The organism is Castellaniella sp. (genome assembly GCF_034675845.1).
Taxonomy (GTDB): Bacteria; Pseudomonadota; Gammaproteobacteria; order Burkholderiales; family Burkholderiaceae_B; genus Castellaniella.
In genome coordinates, this window is record NZ_JAUCCU010000001.1 from 551,955 (window position 1) to 568,439 (window position 16,485).

General features: G+C 59.5%; 18 protein-coding genes. 3 read left to right on the top strand and 15 right to left on the bottom strand.

Translation table 11 applies throughout. The features are described from left to right. Positions 1-13: 13 nt before the first annotated feature. Both acpS and orn read right to left on the bottom strand, forming a co-directional pair. Complete coding sequence (gene acpS, locus VDP81_RS02675) at positions 14-415, bottom strand: holo-ACP synthase (protein ID WP_323011441.1); 402 nt, start codon at positions 413-415, stop codon at positions 14-16. A gap of 19 nt (positions 416-434) precedes the next feature. Next, complete coding sequence (gene orn / locus VDP81_RS02680; RefSeq protein WP_323011442.1) at positions 435-980, bottom strand: oligoribonuclease; 546 nt, start codon at positions 978-980, stop codon at positions 435-437. Between the two features lie 54 nt (positions 981-1,034). On the opposite strand from orn, the gene VDP81_RS02685 reads away from it, so the two are divergent. Continuing rightward, positions 1,035-2,279, top strand: coding sequence for a M48 family metallopeptidase (locus VDP81_RS02685; protein ID WP_322994539.1), 1,245 nt, complete (start codon positions 1,035-1,037; stop codon positions 2,277-2,279). Then, positions 2,272-3,174: a ribosome small subunit-dependent GTPase A gene (gene rsgA / locus VDP81_RS02690; protein WP_322994538.1), complete on the top strand. Its 903-nt coding sequence runs from the start codon at positions 2,272-2,274 to the stop codon at positions 3,172-3,174. The genes VDP81_RS02685 and rsgA overlap by 8 nt, the downstream gene beginning before the upstream one ends. On the opposite strand, the gene VDP81_RS02695 is transcribed toward rsgA, so the two are convergent. From VDP81_RS02695 to VDP81_RS02725, 7 genes are all read right to left on the bottom strand, one after another. Further along, the gene (locus VDP81_RS02695; RefSeq protein ID WP_323011443.1) at positions 3,171-3,911 is read right to left on the bottom strand and encodes a CoA pyrophosphatase; all 741 of its coding nucleotides are present in this window, start codon (positions 3,909-3,911) and stop codon (positions 3,171-3,173) included. The two genes, rsgA and VDP81_RS02695, sit on opposite strands and share 4 nt — an antisense overlap. 120 nt (positions 3,912-4,031) lie before the next feature. Next, positions 4,032-4,403, bottom strand: a complete 372-nt coding sequence (gene rplS, locus VDP81_RS02700) for a 50S ribosomal protein L19 (RefSeq protein WP_323011444.1) — start codon at positions 4,401-4,403, stop codon at positions 4,032-4,034. A gap of 319 nt (positions 4,404-4,722) precedes the next feature. Beyond that, positions 4,723-5,364: a peroxiredoxin gene (locus VDP81_RS02705; RefSeq protein WP_322994535.1), complete on the bottom strand. Its 642-nt coding sequence runs from the start codon at positions 5,362-5,364 to the stop codon at positions 4,723-4,725. A gap of 111 nt (positions 5,365-5,475) precedes the next feature. Then, positions 5,476-7,287: an acyl-CoA dehydrogenase gene (locus VDP81_RS02710; RefSeq protein WP_322994534.1), complete on the bottom strand. Its 1,812-nt coding sequence runs from the start codon at positions 7,285-7,287 to the stop codon at positions 5,476-5,478. 104 nt (positions 7,288-7,391) lie between these two features. Next, a complete protein-coding gene (locus tag VDP81_RS02715; RefSeq protein ID WP_322994533.1) occupies positions 7,392-8,321 on the bottom strand; it encodes an electron transfer flavoprotein subunit alpha/FixB family protein in 930 nt (309 codons plus the stop codon). Beyond that, positions 8,322-9,071, bottom strand: a complete 750-nt coding sequence (locus VDP81_RS02720; protein WP_323011445.1) for an electron transfer flavoprotein subunit beta/FixA family protein — start codon at positions 9,069-9,071, stop codon at positions 8,322-8,324. Positions 9,072-9,142: 71 nt separating this feature from the next. After that, entirely contained in the window at positions 9,143-10,066 is a 924-nt protein-coding gene (locus VDP81_RS02725) for a histone deacetylase family protein (protein WP_323011446.1), read from the bottom strand. A 229-nt stretch (positions 10,067-10,295) separates the two neighbouring features. Here VDP81_RS02725 and mltB point away from each other — a divergent pair, with 229 nt between their 5' ends. Further along, positions 10,296-11,264 carry a lytic murein transglycosylase B gene (gene mltB / locus VDP81_RS02730; RefSeq protein ID WP_323011447.1) on the top strand — a complete coding sequence of 323 codons (969 nt, stop codon included), beginning with the start codon at positions 10,296-10,298 and terminating at the stop codon, positions 11,262-11,264. 33 nt (positions 11,265-11,297) lie between these two features. On the opposite strand, the gene cysM is transcribed toward mltB, so the two are convergent. The 6 genes from cysM to VDP81_RS02760 all read right to left on the bottom strand — a co-directional run bounded on the left by cysM (position 11,298) and on the right by VDP81_RS02760 (position 16,384). Further along, on the bottom strand, positions 11,298-12,203 hold the full coding sequence (gene cysM, locus VDP81_RS02735; protein ID WP_323011448.1) for a cysteine synthase CysM: 906 nt from the start codon (positions 12,201-12,203) through the stop codon (positions 11,298-11,300). Between the two features lie 118 nt (positions 12,204-12,321). Continuing rightward, the gene (locus VDP81_RS02740; protein WP_323011449.1) at positions 12,322-12,816 is read right to left on the bottom strand and encodes a ComEA family DNA-binding protein; all 495 of its coding nucleotides are present in this window, start codon (positions 12,814-12,816) and stop codon (positions 12,322-12,324) included. A gap of 92 nt (positions 12,817-12,908) precedes the next feature. Continuing rightward, positions 12,909-13,910, bottom strand: a complete 1,002-nt coding sequence (gene rfaD, locus VDP81_RS02745) for an ADP-glyceromanno-heptose 6-epimerase (RefSeq protein ID WP_323011450.1) — start codon at positions 13,908-13,910, stop codon at positions 12,909-12,911. Next, a complete protein-coding gene (rfaE1, locus tag VDP81_RS02750; protein WP_322994526.1) occupies positions 13,907-14,842 on the bottom strand; it encodes a D-glycero-beta-D-manno-heptose-7-phosphate kinase in 936 nt (311 codons plus the stop codon). Before rfaE1 ends, rfaD begins: the two co-directional genes overlap by 4 nt. After that, positions 14,839-16,050: a lipopolysaccharide assembly protein LapB gene (lapB, locus tag VDP81_RS02755; RefSeq protein WP_323011451.1), complete on the bottom strand. Its 1,212-nt coding sequence runs from the start codon at positions 16,048-16,050 to the stop codon at positions 14,839-14,841. Before lapB ends, rfaE1 begins: the two co-directional genes overlap by 4 nt. 10 nt (positions 16,051-16,060) lie before the next feature. Next, on the bottom strand, positions 16,061-16,384 hold the full coding sequence (locus VDP81_RS02760; RefSeq protein WP_322994524.1) for a LapA family protein: 324 nt from the start codon (positions 16,382-16,384) through the stop codon (positions 16,061-16,063). Positions 16,385-16,485 lie beyond the last annotated feature (101 nt).

Genomic DNA, 16,485 nt, shown 5'->3' on the forward strand with positions numbered 1-16,485 from the left:
TGCTAGGTGCATGTCAGGAAAGGGACTCGATGACCACAAAGGCGGCCACCATATTGGATTCGTCGGTCATGGAGACATGGGCGACCCCGAAGCGGGCATCGTACCAGTCCTTCAAGGGGCTTGACAGGTAGATTTCTGGGGCTCCGCCCCGGCGGTTGAGGATTTGCACACGCGACCACGTCATGGGCATATGGATGCCCAGGCCAATGGCCTTGGAGAAGGCTTCTTTGGCGGCAAAGCGGGTTGCCAGATACAAGACCCCCCGGCGCGGGTCGCGCGCTGTTCGCCGGGCATGCACCAGCAGTTCGTCTTCGCCCAGAATACGCTGCGCAAAACGCAAGCCATGACGATCGACTATGCGTTCTATGCGATCCACCCGCAATAAATCCGTCCCGATACCGGCAATATTGGACATGCAAAGCCCCCTGGATGTGTCACAACTTCAGAAAATGTTCCCGATAGTGCTTGAGCTCATTGATGGACTCCTGGATATCGGCCAAGGCCTCGTGCTTGCTGGCCTTGGTAAAGCTGCGATAGACCTCGGGCTTCCAACGCAAGGAGAGTTCCTTGAGTGTGCTGACATCCAGGTTGCGGTAATGGAAATAGGCCTCCAGGCGGGGCATGTATTTCACCATGAAGCGGCGATCCTGGCCGATGGTGTTGCCGCACATGGGGGATTTTCCCGTTGGCACCAACGGGGCCAGGAATTCCAGCAAAATGTCTTCAACCTGAGCTTCAGTCAGGGTAGAGGTCCGCACGCGCTCGATCAAGCCGCTTTTGCCATGCGTGGACTGGTTCCACTTGTCCATGCCGTCCAACACGGCAGCAGGCTGATGCACCACCAGCACCGGCGCCTGGGCGACCTCGGTCAGGTCGGGTTCGGTCACTATCAGGGCGATCTCCAGGATGCGCTCTTTTTCGGGGTCCAGGCCAGACATTTCCATATCTAGCCAGATCAGACGCTGATCGTTCGCTGTCATCACCTATAATCCTTGATAGTAAAACCCCGATTTTCGCACATTGGCCACCCCGACATGCTGACCATTCTTTTTATCGCCTGCCTGCTCGGTGACCTCTGCATCCGTTATTGGCTGGCATTTCGTCAGATCCGCCACGTGCAGGCTCACCGCGATGCGGTGCCCGCCGCCTTTGCTGAACATATCGCCCTGCGCAGCCACCAGCGGGCAGCCGACTATACCGTCGCACGCTGCCAATTAACCATGATAGAACGCGTCGTCGAAGCCGCCATCCTGCTGGCCTTGACGCTGATGGGCGGACTGCAACAGATGGACCTGATCCTGGGGCGGCTGATCGACACTGAACTCTGGCGCCAGTTGGCGCTGGTGGGCTGGGTGCTGGCACTGCTGGGGATTGTGGGCATGGCCTTTACCGCTTGGCGCACCTTCCGCCTGGAGGCCCGTTTCGGTTTTAACCGCATGACGCCGCGCCTGTTCATCAGTGACGCCCTGAAAATGCTGGCGGTCACCCTGGTGTTGGGCACCCCGCTACTGGCGGCTATTCTATGGCTGATGGACTCCGCCGGACCAGACTGGGCCTGGTGGGCCTGGGGAGTCTGGGTAGTGTTCAATCTCCTGACACTATGGCTATATCCCAGTTTCATCGCCCCACTCTTCAATCGGTTTACCCCACTCGACGACCCGCTTCTCGGCCAGCGCATCCAGCAGTTGGCCGAACGCTGCCATTTCGGCCTGGACGGTCTGTATGTCATGGACGGCTCACGCCGCTCGGCCCACGGCAATGCTTATTTCACAGGCTTTGGCCGCCACCGCCGCATCGTGTTTTTCGACACCTTGCTGGCGCGCCTGAATACCGACGAGGTCGAAGCCGTCCTGGCTCACGAGCTAGGCCATTTTGCCCATCATCATATTTTGCGACGCATCACGATCAGCTTTGTCACGGCCGGCATTTTCCTGCAACTATTGGCCTGGGTGTCCGGCCAACTGTGGTTTTACACGGACCTGGGCGTACTGCCTCAGTTAGGACGGCCCAATGACGGCCTGGCGCTGGTGCTGTTCATGCTGACCCTGCCGGTGTTCACATTTTGGGTGGCGCCCCTGGCCAGCCTGCTGTCGCGACGCGACGAATTCCAGGCCGACCGCTATGCCGTACAACAATGCGGGGCCCAGCCGCTGATCAGCGCCTTGGTCAAGCTCTACGACGACAATGCCGCCACCTTGACCCCCGACCCCATCCATTCAGCCTGGTACGACAGCCATCCCCCGGCTGCGGTGCGGATTGCTCATTTACGCAATGTCTGAGGCCTCCACCTTGCAGGGCCGCATCGTTGCCGCCCATGGCCGCCACTACCGGGTAGCCATTGCCGCCACAGAGCAAACCCGTCACTGCTACACCCGGGGCAAGAAAACCGGCTTGGCCGTCGGCGATCAAGTCATCATCCAGCCCGAGGGCCTGCAAGAAGGGGTCATTACCCAAACCCTGCCGCGCCGCAATCTGTTCTATCGGTCAGACGCCCAACGCAGCAAGATCTTCGCCGCCAATATCGACCAGTTGCTGCTGGTATTGGCTGCCGAACCAGAATTCTCGGATGATCTGGTCGGGCGCGCCCTGGTGGCTGCCAGCAGTGCGGGGATTGCCGTTCAGATTGTGCTGAACAAGGCTGACCTGCCCAGCACGGCTGTCGCCCGGGCCCGCCTGCGCACCACAGAATCCCTGGGAGTACCCGTACTGACCATCAGCGCCCTGGACCCAGACCAGGTGCAGCAGAATCTGGCACCCCTGCTGCGGGATCGTTGCACGCTGCTTCTGGGCCAAAGCGGCATGGGTAAATCTACTTTGCTGAATGCCCTGGTGCCAGAAGCCCAGGCGGCCACGCAAATGCACTCAGAGGCCCTGGGTACTGGGCGCCACACCACGACAGACACGCGGCTGTACGTGCTGCCTGGCGGGGGTGATCTGATTGACTCTCCGGGTTTCCAGGCTTTTGGCCTGCATCACCTGAGCCCGCGTGAAATCGAGCAGGGCTTTCCGGAGTTTGCCCCAGCGATCGCCGAATGCCGGTTTTACAACTGCACCCACCGGCACGAACCCGGCTGCGGGGTGCTGGCAGCCATGGCCAGCGGCGCTATTTCTGCCAGCCGACACGCCCTGTATCTGCGCATCCTGGCCGAAAACGAGGCTGCTAAACGCTTTTAGCGATTAGGGTGGTGGTCAGCCAAGCCCGCCGAAGCAGCCAGAAAATAGTAGAAGTTACGCAGCAATATCGCGGTGGCACCCCAAATGAAGTATGACTGCCAGCGCACAGAGAAATAACAGCGGCCATGCCCCCAGGCGGTCTGCAACTGGTGCAGGCGATACTGTGTGGGGTCCATCAGCACCCGCAACGGGACTTCAAAGACTTCGGCGACCTCGGACTGGTCCGGCACAAGACTAAAGCCTGGCAGCAGTTCTCCGACGACCGGCGCCATCAGAAATCCCGTCGTGGTCAGCAGGCTGGGCTGTATCCCCATGATTTGCACAGACTGGCGCCCGACACCGATTTCCTCGTGGGTTTCACGCATGGCCGTATCCACGGCATCGATATCGCCGGGTTCAATACAGCCGCCAGGAAAGCTGATCTGCCCCGCATGGTCATGCAGATGAGCGGCGCGCCGGGTAAATAGCATGTTCAGGCCGTGTGTGCGCTGCACCAAAGGCATCAGCACCGCCGCATGCCGCGCCGATGCATAGGCTGGCCCTGCTGGCACGAAAGACTCGGCAAACAAAGGTTCGACCTGCCAAGGAACGCTGCGCAAAAAAGCATCACGAATGTAAGCAAGCTGCAAACACTCGTCAGGCAGGACTGGCAACGGTATCCCCGGCAAAACAGGCTGCGAGGTCGGATCAAAAGTATCCGAGCGCTGAAAATCCGGGGGTAAAATCTGGAGTGCCATGAGCCACAAGCGCCTAACAGCAGAAAGACCAATTATCGGCAGGAAGCGAGCTGATGGCAAACCCGAACAAAAAAAGCACCCCATGGGGTGCTTTTTTTGATACCTGCAAACAGCCGGAAATTACACGGCCTTGCGGACGAGCTTTTCCTTGATGCGGGCGGCCTTGCCGGTACGACCACGCAGGTAGTAGAGCTTAGCGCGGCGAACATCACCACGGCGCTTGACCTCGATGGAGGCGATCTGCGGGGAGTACAGCTGGAAGGTACGCTCGACGGCTTCGCCGGACGAGATCTTGCGCACGGTAAAAGCGGAATTCAGGCCACGGTTGCGGCGACCAATGACCACACCTTCGTAGGCCTGGACACGGCGGCGCGTGCCTTCGATGACGTTCACGCCAACGATCACGGTGTCGCCCGGGCCAAAGGCCGGGATGGTACGGCCTTCGCTCAGGCGCGCAATTTCTTCTTGTTCAAGGGTTTCGATGAGATTCACAGTGGGCTCCGAAGCATCATGGATAGGGCTATTGGATAGATTTAGCGCCCTGGCAGAGGATGCAGTAAACCAAAGATTATATCAGAAACCCAATACGACGCCGAACCACATCAGCCCTGGAACCATGGCCGCCCACAACACGACCATGAGGATGTCTTGAACGATTCTTATCATGAGGTCTCCTGGATCTGCTTATCTACTGAGTTTATATACAGCTTTATAGAAACTGTAATTAAACACAGTTGTTTGTGCAAGCTCAAAATTGCAACAGGCCCGGCGAAAACCGGGCCTGCAGATCCTGCAAAAACCTGAAAACCGCTTACAGATCAGGCTGCGGGGTAGTACGCAGATAGGGACGCACTTCCTTATAGCCCTTGGGGAACTTTTCTTTCAGAACAGCCGGATCCTTCAGTGACGGAGCAATGATGACGTCCTCGCCCTGTTTCCAGTTCACCGGCGTGGCCACGCTGTAATTGTCGGTCAGTTGGATAGAGTCCAGAGCACGCAGAATTTCATCAAAATTACGGCCGGTGCTGGCCGGGTAGGTCAGGATCAGACGGATTTTTTTGTTCGGATCGATCACGAACACCGAGCGCACCGTGGCCGTGGTACTGGCGTTGGGGTGGATCATGTCGTACAGATTGGCAACCTTGCGGTCTTCGTCGGCCAGGATCGGATACTGGACATCGGTATTCTGGGTGTCGTTGATGTCCTTGATCCAGTCGATATGCGACTGCTTGCCATCAACTGACACAGCGATGACCTTGGCACCGCGTTTGGCGAAGTCACCGGACACAATCGCCGTATAACCCAGCTCGGTTGTGCATACTGGGGTGAAGTCAGCGGGGTGGGAAAACAACACGCCCCAGCCATTGCCCAGCCATTCATGAAATTTGATCTTCCCCAGTGACGAATCCTGTTCGAAGTCGGGGGCTACATCGCCCAGACGCAAAGTGGCCATCAAAAACTCCTTGAAGTGTCGGCTGCCCGGACAGTCCGGGCAACCAATTTGTTTAGACACTTAAGATTCTTGCAGAATATAGAACATTGTTGAAATACTTCTGAGTTATATCTATATCTGATTTGCCTGTGCATACTGGTTCGCCAGCCCCCCGGCCTGGACGGCGGCATTCAGCGCGGCCGCACGCGGCAATACATGCACGGCAAACTGTACGGCAGTGGCAATCTTGCGGCTGTAATAAGCATCGGTCGTCCCGCTTTGCAAAGCCGCCACTGCAGCCAGTGCCGCCCGCCCCAACTGCCAGCCTGCATGGGCCGTGCCTGCCAGCATCAGACAAGGCACGCTGCCGACGAACACGCTGCGGATGTCCTCGCGCACATGGGCCAACACAAAACCCACTGCCGACTCATAGGCCAGAGCGGCATCATCCAGCGCCTGGGCAATATGCTGCAAAGCCTGGGCGTGCTCCCCGACAGCCGCGCGTAGCGCAGCCACGGTATCGCGCATCGCCGCAATTTGCCCCAAGGCCACCTGCCCCCCATCGCGCACGATCTTGCGACCGATAAAGTCATTGGCCTGGATCGCCGTGGTGCCCTCGTAGATCGGCAGAATGCGGGCATCGCGGTAATACTGCGCGGCGCCGGTTTCCTCGATGAAGCCCATGCCGCCATGCACCTGCACCCCCAAGGACGCGACCTCTAGGGAAGACTCTGTCGAGTAGGCCTTGACGATAGGCACCGAGTATTCATAGATGGCCTTGGCCTGTGCCTGCTGGGCCGGATCAGCCGCATGGGCGGCCTTGTCGCGATATCCGGCAGCGACATAGGCCACCGCCCGCGCGCCTTCGGTCAGCCCTCGCATCATGCCCAGCATGCGGGCAACATCGGGATGATGATCGATGGACACTGGGCCACTTGAGCCTTCCAGCGCATTGCCCTGAATACGATCGGCAGCATAGGCGCGCGCATGCTGCAAGGCGCGCTCGGACACGGCCACCCCCTGCAGGCCCACGGCATACCGGGCGGCATTCATCATGATGAACATGTATTCCAGGCCGCGATTTTCCTGGCCGATCAGATAAGCGACAGCCCCCTCGCCCACCTCGCCCTTATTGGAGCCATACAGCAGCACTGCAGTGGGGCTGCCGTGAATGCCCAGCTTATGCTCCAGGGAAGCACAATACACATCGTTGCGCGGACCCAGGCTACCGTCATCCTGCACTAGAAACTTAGGCACGATGAATAACGAGATTCCCTTGACGCCCTTGGGGGCATCGGGGGTGCGGGCCAACACCAGATGGATGATGTTCTCAGCCAGGTCGTGATCGCCGTATGTAATGAAAATCTTCTGGCCGCTGATGCGATAACTGCCATCATCCTGGCGCACTGCACGAGCATTCAGCAGTGCCAGATCCGACCCGGCCTGAGGCTCGGTCAGATTCATGGTGCCGGTCCAGCGGCCTTCCAGCAGCGGGGGAATAAAACGTGTTTTCTGTTCAGGCGTACCCACCATGGACAGCGCCTCGATCACCCCGTCAGTCAGCAGCGGACACAAGGAAAATGAGAGATTGCCTGCATTGAAGCTCTCGGTCACGGGGGCGGACACTAGCTTTGGCAGACCCTGGCCGCCAAATTCGGTTTCGTGGGGCAGGCCCTGCCAACCGCCTTGAGCATACGCCTGGAATGCCGCCTGGAAGCCCGGTGTGGTCCGTACTGCGCCATCATGCCACTGGGCAGGCTGGGTATCGCCAGCCCAATTGAGCGGGGCGATTTCTTGTTCGACAAAGCGGGCGTTTTCTTCCAGCACGGCATCCACGAGGTCATCCGAGACCTCTTCATAGCCGGGCAATGCCAGCACGCCGCCCAGATCAGCCAGTTCACGCAAAACGAAACGGATATCCTGGGTAGGAACCTGATATGTCATGGTTTTTCCTGTGGTGCGCACATGCCGGCCACAGGACCCCTGCATATGCATTGAGAAAGCGAGCCCAGGAGGAACCCCCTGAAGGCCCGCAAACAGACGATGCGTTACAGTGCGCCGGTAAGTTCGGGCACTGCCTGGAACAAGTCAGCCACCAGACCATAATCAGCCACCCCGAAAATGGGTGCTTCGGCGTCCTTGTTGATGGCAACGATGACCTTGGAGTCCTTCATCCCGGCCAGGTGCTGGATAGCACCAGATATGCCCACTGCGATGTAGAGCTGCGGCGCGACGATCTTGCCGGTCTGGCCCACCTGCCAGTCATTGGGGGCATAACCTGCATCCACGGCGGCACGCGACGCGCCCAGCGCCGCACCGAGCTTATCGGCCAAGGCCTCCAGGAGCTTGAAGTTCTCTGCGCTGCCCAGACCCCGGCCACCGGATACCACCACCGAGGCGGCAGTCAGATCCGGGCGATCGCTCTTGGCCAGCTCGCGGCCGACAAAGGACGACTTGCCGGAATCCGCGATGGCGTCGATGGTCTCGATGACAGCACTGCCACCGTCGGCGGCCACCGGGTCAAAGCCGGTGGTACGCACCGTGATGACCTTTTTGGCATCCGTAGATTGCACCGTGGCCAGCGCATTGCCGGCATAGATAGGCCGCACAAAAGTATCGCTGGATTCAACCGCAATAATGTCGGAGATCTGGGCCACATCAAGCTTGGCTGCCACGCGCGGAGCGATGTTCTTGCCGGATGCGGTCGCGGCAAACAAGATGTGGCTGTAGCCACCAGCCAACTGCAGCACCTGGGCGGCCAGATTTTCGGCCAGGCCATCGGCCAGGGCTGGCCCATCGGCCAACAGGACTTTGCTGACCGAGGCAGTCTTGGCAGCCTGATCCGCCACAGTCTGGGCACCCAAGCCCGCCACCAGCACGTCGACATTTCCACCCAGGGCTGCCGCCGCCGCAATGACATTGCGGGTCGAGGCACCCAACTGGGCATTATCGTGTTCAGCAATAACCAGAATGCTCATTTACACCACCTTCGCTTCGTTTTTCAGTTTATCGACCAACGTTGCCACATCCGGCACAACCACGCCTGCCGAGCGGCTAGGCGGCTCGGTGACCTTGAGGGTCTTGAGGCGCGGCGCGGCATTGACCTGCAGATCCGCCGGCGTGACGGTCTCCAGGGGTTTTTTCTTGGCCTTCATGATGTTGGGCAGCGTCACGTAGCGCGGCTCGTTCAGGCGCAGATCCGTGGTAATCACCGCAGGCAAGGCCAGGCTGAGGGTTTCCAGGCCGCCATCGACCTCGCGGATGACCTGGACACGGCCATCCTGGACTTCGACCTGGCTGGCATTGGTAGCCTGCGGCCAATCCAGCAAGGCGGCCAGCATCTGGCCGGTCTGATTGGCGTCATCATCGATGGCCTGCTTGCCCAAAATCACCAACTGGGGCTGCTCTTTTTGGGCCAGTGCCGCCAGGATCTTGGCCACGGCCAGCGGCTGAAGCTCCGCATCGTCCTGGACCAGGATGCCGCGATCGGCCCCAATGGCCATGGCGGTACGCAGGGTTTCCTGACATTGAGTCACCCCGCAGGACACGGCCACGACTTCGGTGACCACGCCTTTTTCCTTGAGGCGGACAGCTTCTTCGACGGCAATTTCGTCAAAGGGGTTCATGGACATTTTGACATTGGCAATATCCACGCCAGTGTGATCAGATTTGACGCGTACTTTGACGTTGAAGTCTACGACGCGCTTGACCGGTACCAGGACCTTCATCGAGCTAACTCCTGAGTAAAGAGAGAATGGAATATGGACATAGGAACTGAAAAAACGGTCCCCGATGCATGCTAGTAACCCCCCAGCGCCCGCACATGCGCCACCGCGCTGCGTCCCAGGGAAGACAGGTCATAACCGCCTTCCAGGAAGCTGACGATCCGCCCTTGAGCAGACTCGTCAGCGACCTCGACCAGGCGTTGGGTGATCCAGGCGTAATCGGCCTCGACCAGTTTCAGGCTGCCCATGTCGTCCTCTCGGTGGGCATCGAATCCTGCGGAAATCAGAACCAGCTGTGGCTGAAATCGGCGCAAGGCCGGCAACCAGCGAGCGGTGACGATATCGCGCACGACCTGACCATCCGAATAGGCATCCACAGGCACATTGATCATGTTGGGCCCAACGTTTTCCTGGCGGGTGTCAGGAAACAGCGGGTATTGATAAAAACTGCACATCATGACACGTTCATCGTGCACAAAAACTTCTTCGGTGCCATTGCCATGGTGTACATCAAAATCAACGATGGCGACACGATCAAGCCCATAGCAATCCTGGGCATAGCGCGCGGCAATCGCGATATTGTTGAAAAAGCAAAACCCCAGCGCCTGGCTTGGTCGGGCATGATGGCCTGGGGGACGTATGGCGCAAAAGGCCGTCTTGGCCTGCCCCGTCAGGATTTCGTCCAGGGCGGTCAAGCCCGCCCCCGCAGCGGCCCAGGCGGCATCCAGTGTGTGCGAATTCATCACGGTATCTGGATCAACCGGAAAATAGCCTTCAGCAGGGGAGTGCCGACGTAAAAAATCCAGATAATCAGGCGTGTGTATCCGCAGCACATCCTCAGGCTGTGCTGAACGCGCCTGCTGTGGCATCAAAAACCCCATCAAACCGCTGGCGACCAATTGATCGGATACCGCATCCAGGCGCGAGGGGGATTCCGGATGCCAGTCGCCCATTTCATGCAGGCGGCAGGCGGGATGAGTAATATATAGCGTCTCCATAAGGGCGATTATGTTCAGACCAACCCGTTTTTTGCAAGTTGCCGTAGCGTCGTTTTTCTTATCGGGCTGTGCCAGCAGCCATGGCGACCACGGCAGCCTTCCGGCAACAGGCCTCGATAAGGCCCAAAATCAAACAATCGTTTCAAACGATCGTATCAATTCTAACAGAACTCAAAAATCCGGCCAAGCCTCTCTTAAAGCCGGAGACTTCGTCAATACGAATGGTGTCTTGTTCGCTGAAATCCAGGCTTTTGCCCGCCAGACCGCAGCTGACCAACAAATCCCGGAAAGCCAGGTAGAGGCGTTGTTGCGCAATGCGCGCTACAACGAAACCGCCGTACGTTTGATGACGCCCCCCTCTCGCAGCGGCCGCATCCGTCGTGCCTGGCAAAGCTACCGCCAACGCCATGTGGACCCCATCCGCACCCGCCGGGGGGTGGCTTTCTGGCAGGACCACCGCCAGACACTAGATCAGGTCAGCGCCCGCACCGGGGTGCCACCATCCATTCTGGTGGCCATTATTGGCATCGAAACCGTCTATGGCCAATACACCGGCGACTACCGGGTGCTGGATACCCTGACGACACTGGGCTTTCGTTATCCAGACCCGAAGCGCCCCGAGCGACAGGCCATGTTTCGCCAGCAACTGGCCGACCTGATTCTGCTGGACCATCAGGGACAGTTGGACGCATACACGGTCGAGGGCTCTTTTGCAGGGGCCATGGGTTTGCCGCAATTCATGCCCGGCAGCCTGATGCGCTACGCTGCCGACGGCGACGGCGATGGCCGAATCGACCTGGCCAACAATGTGGATGATGCGATTGCCTCGGTGGGGCGTTTCTTGCAGTTGCACGGCTGGGTACGCGATGTGCCGGTATTCGCGCCTGTCAGGCTGCCTGAGCGCGTCGCCCCCTTGTTGCAGGAAGGCCTGGCGCCCACCACGGATTGGACGCGCCTGCAGGCCGCAGGGGCCCAGGCCCTGCCGGGGCGACGCAACAGCCACTGGGAAGCCCAGCCCTTAGGGGTGATCGATTTGCAGGATGAAATCCGGGGCACCCACGATTACCGCACAGTAACGCCGAATTTCTTTGCCATTACGCACTACAACCGCAGCTATTTCTATGCCGCATCGGTGGCCGAGCTGGCCCACGAGATCGCTGATCGTGTCGGTTATGGTGATCCTGACAGCTTAAATTGATTGACCGTGCGCCTCTGTTTGGCAGCAGAGGCGTCAGCCGAACACGCCAGTGGACAGGTAGCGGTCGCCTCGATCGCAGACAATAAAAACAATCGTGGCATCGCGCACCGTCGCCGCTACCCGCAAGGCGGCCACGGCTGCACCCGCCGAGGATATACCGCCAAAAATGCCTTCCTCGGCAGCCAAGCGACGCGCCATGGCCTCAGCCTGGTCTTGGCTGATCGGCTGGAAAGCGTTGATCTGATCCGGGCGATAGATACTGGGCTGATAGGCTTCAGGCCATTTGCGGATGCCGGGAATATGCGCCCCATCGGCTGGCTGGGCGCCAATCACCTGGATCGCTGGATTGCGCGAGCGCAGATAGTCTCCGACCCCCATGATGGTGCCGGTGGTGCCCATGGCACTGACAAAGTGCGTGACCTGGCCATCCGTCTGCTCCCAGATTTCCGGGCCGGTGGTTTCGCGGTGCGCGCGCGGGTTGTCTTCATTGGAAAACTGGTCCAGCACCACGCCCAGGCCATCGGACTGCATCTGCAAGGCCTTATCACGGGCATATTCCATCCCGCCCTGATCGGCGGGCGTCAGGATCAGCTGCGCCCCATAGGCGGTCATGGCAGCACAGCGCTCTTGGGACGAGTTGTCCGGCATCAGCAGAATCATGCGGTATCCACGCACTGCAGCGGCCATGGCCAGTGCAATACCGGTATTGCCGCTGGTGGCCTCGATCAAGGTATCGCCAGGACGAATGTCGCCACGCTGCTCGGCCTGGCGGATCATGCTGAGCGCAGCACGGTCCTTGACAGAGCCTGCCGGGTTATTGCCTTCGAGTTTTGCCAGAATGACATTGCCGCGCGTATCTCCGGCATCCCCTGGCACACGCTGCAGGCGCACCAGGGGAGTGGAGCCGACAATGTCTTCAATAGTGGGGTAGGTTTTCATGCCGAAATCATACACCCGCCATCCATGCCCGAATCGCGATGGACTGCCGACAAAATAAGCTTATGAAAATATTGTCTGAATCGATACAGTCTCAGTTGGACTTTCGGCCTGCCCAAGGCTAGCGCCTGGGCTTTGAAAGCAGTGCATCGTCGGCGACCTGATTGGCGGCCTGTTTACCCTGACCAGACAAACGGCTTCCACCCCCGTCGATGGTCAAGCCGGCGGATTGCAACGCCTGGGCGCGACGCGGACCTATGCCGCGCACTCGATCCGACAAATCAGCAAATGAAACATAGCTGCCGCCACGGGTGCGTTCCTCCAGAATGATCTGGGCGGTTTTTGGGCCAATGCCCCGGATGCCGCGCAGTTGATCCAAGGTAGCGGTATTCAGATCCACCGCACCGACAGCCCCCGCCCAGGCGGCCATGGCAGCCAATCCGGCAACGCCTAATACCCGCGACAGGCACACAGCGGGAGACGGATAAGGAGATTTTTTGGCGCGCGCCTTGACCAAGGCGTACACCAGCGATGCGGGCATAGCCCGACCCCGCGATCCGGCGATACCGGTCGGGGCTGAAGGGCGGGCCACCGTATCATGCAAAAACGGGTTCATGAGCAGACTCCTGGATAGATTGGAAATGTCTGTCCATGATGCCGTGAGATCAAGCGTCATAGAGGTGGGCTTGATCGGATTTGTCACAGTGATCAGACGCGCAACTGGCCACCATCCAGCAGGCGCTGCACATAGGCGTTGACCCCGGTTTGCACATCACAGAACGGATGGTCGTAGCCTGCCGCCCGCAACTGGGCCAAATCGGCCTGAGTGTGGCTTTGGTAACGACCCTTGAGGTCTTCCGGAAAAGGGATATAACGCAACTGCCCTGCCCCGACCAACTCTGCCAATGGCAGGGCCAACTGCCCCTGGTGGACACGCAGGCTGTTGACCACGGACTGCGCCACATCATTGAAGGGTTGTGCCCTGCCTGTGCCGCAGTTGAACACGCCGGAGACTTCTGGATGATCCAGGAAATGCAGGTTGACCCGGACCACATCATCAATAAAGACAAAGTCGCGCTGCTGACCGCCATCGGGGTAGCCATCCCAGCCCCCAAACAGGCGCACATGGCCTTGTTCGACGAACTGATTCATATTATGGAACGCAACCGAGGCCATGCGGCCTTTGTGCTGCTCCCGCGCACCATAGACATTAAAATAGCGCAGGCCCACGACCTGGGCGGTCAGACGCCCCATTCGGCGGCGCAGCACCTGATCGAACAGCAGTTTTGAATAGCCGTAAACATTGAGTGGGGACTCGTTGGCAGGATCTTCAAGATAGCGCGGCCCGGCGCCATAGACTGCGGCAGACGATGCGTAGATAAAGGGAACTTCGCGCACCTGGCAGTATTCAAAGAGTTCGAGCGTGACCCGAAAATTATTGTCCATCATGAAGTGCCCATCGCGCTCGGTGGTGTCCGAACAGGCTCCCTGATGGAAAATTGCCTCGGGGCGCTGCAACTGGCCACTGGTCACCTGCTGGCGAAATTCGTCCTTATGCAGATAGTCGGCAATCTGCAGATCCACCAGATTGCGAAATTTATCGCCATCGGTCAGGTCATCGACCGCCAAAATATTAAAGATACCCCGGGCATTCAGGCCTCGCACCAGGTTGCTGCCGATAAAGCCGGCCGCGCCAGTAACCACGATCATGAGGAGAGCTCCTGTGCAGTAACAATGGATGTGCCGAGCTTGCCGACCACGATGCCGCCGGCTCGGTTGGCCCAAGCCATGGAATCAAACCAGCCCAGCCCCGCAGCCCGGACAGCGGCCAGCGTCGCCAGCACCGTATCCCCCGCTCCCGATACATCGAAGACTTCGTGCGCCAGGGCATCCACATGCTGGCGCCCCGCCTGGGTATACAGAGTCATGCCCTGTTCGGAACGCGTGATCAACAGCGCCTCCAGGGAGAGTTCCTGGCGCAGCGCCTGGGCGCGCTGGGTGAGATCGTCCTCGGATTCCCAGCGGCCAACAGCGTCCTGCATCTCGCTGCGGTTGGGCGTGACCAGCGTCGCCCCGACGTAGCGTTTATAGCGATGGCCCTTGGGGTCGACCAGAATCGGCAAACCGACCTGACGGGCTGCCTGGATCAGGTGTTCTACCTGAGACAAAGCGCCTTTGGCATAATCGGACAGCACCAGCAAATCATAATCCGCCAGGCAGGCTTGCAACTTGTCTTGTAAGGCTGTCAAGGCAACTGGTCCGGGGCTTTGTTCAAAATCCACCCGCAACAGCTGCTGCTGGCGCCCCAGCACGCGCATCTTCAGGGTGGTGTCCATGCCAGAAGGGTCTTCGACCAAGCCATCATGCACGCCGGCATCACGCAGCAAAGCCCGCACCTGGGCGCCGGCCTCGTCAGCACCGATAATGCCCAGCAACCCCACCTGGGCGCCCAGCGCGGCGATATTGCGCGCGACGTTGGCTGCGCCGCCCAGACGATCTTCACGTCGGGCAACCCGCACCACCGGCACAGGCGCTTCGGGCGAGATGCGCTCGACCTCGCCAAACCAATAGCGATCCAGCATGATGTCGCCGACCACAAGAATCCGTGCGGCCCGAATAGCCAAAGACGGAAACGGACTCATCGAATTTCCTCCAGACGGCGTGGCCGGTAGGTTTCCCAGGCATTGCAACCTGGGCACTGCCAATAGTAACGGCGGGCCTCGAAGCCACATTGGCTGCAAGCATAGCGGTCCAGTCGTTGGGTGTGTTTGTGGATAAGACTGCGCAGCAACCCAAGATCAGCCCCTGGAACAATGGACTGGCGGGCAGAAGGGCCCGCATCCTGGGTAAGCTCGACCTCGAGGAGACGATCCAGCCCCAGCAGCGAAGGATGGGCCTGCAGCGCCTGGCGGCCATAGGCCCAGGCGGGATCGGCCCCCTGCTGAGCCCGCAAGGCGCGGAACACCACATTGAAAAGATCCAGCGTGGGTAACTGCTGGTATTGGGCCTGCAACACAGCCAAGCCATCAGCGGCCCGTCCCAGCGCCACGTAGCAGTCCAGCAAGGACTGGGCAACCAGGCCAGCATATTCCGGCGCGATCTTCAGCACATCCAGCAACTGCAGGCGCTGGGCATCCAGATCGCCCGATTGAGCAGCCAGTTGGGCACGCAGCAGGCGAATCCGCGTCTCGGCGGCAGGCGTGGCGCCATTCTGGCGTGCGGCGTTCTCCGCCGCATCCAGGGCTGCAGCCACGGCCTGGACATCCACGGAACTGGCGGCCAGCATGGCCTGGGCTCTTTCGCAATGATAGTGACACAGCTGCGGCACGGCCTCGTCGGCACGCCCATGCAGTTGCTGAACTGTCTCGATGGCGCGCAGCCAATCGTGCTCGGATTCGTAAATCCGGATCAGGGCACGAATGGCCTCCTGGGCATGCCGGGTATGCACAATGGCCTGGAACCCTTGTTCAGCGCGATCCAGCATACCCGCCTTAAAAAAGTCCTGGGCCAGGGCCAATTGGGCGTTTTCGCGGTCGGTCTGCGGCAAATCCTGGCGCGAGAGCAAGCTTTGATGGACTCGGATAGCGCGCTCGATTTCGCCGCGACGGCGAAATAGGCTGCCCAGGGCGAAATGCAGCTCGGTGGTTTCGGGGTCCAGCTTGGCGACCTCGATGAATGCATCAATGGCGCGGTCGGGTTCCTCGTTGAGCAGGAAATTCAGGCCTTTGAAGTAGGAATCCGGCAAGGCCCTGGTTTCGGACAGCATCTGCCTGAAATCAAAACGGGCTGCAATCCAGCCCAGGCCAAAAAGCACGGGAACAAAGATCAGCCACCAAGTTTCGAAGTCCACGGTATCCCCATTACAGCGGCGCCAAAGGCGCCACGGTTTCAGGGATGACGGGGCCGGAGGCGGAATGAGGATGAGCCAGCGCATCCTGGGCACGCGACAGTTCCCGACGCAAGCGGTTGATTTCGCGGCGGCGGCGCAATACAGCGGACACGGCCAGCAGCAGGCCAAAGACGGCCCCCAGCACAAAAGCCACCAGCATGACGACAATCAGGGGGACTTGTTGCAGCACATGATCCGCAAAAAAGCCGACATCGACCGGCGCTGTGTTTTTCAAGGCGAAGAGCAGCACAATGATGAAAATCACCAAACGCAGCAACCAGATCAAATAGCGCATATGCCAAGCTCCTAGGGGGAATACCAATATTGTAAGGGGAAAACCTTGCGACAGCCCCGATCCCTGCCTCGCAGGCGGCGCCAAACAGCAAAAAGGCGGCC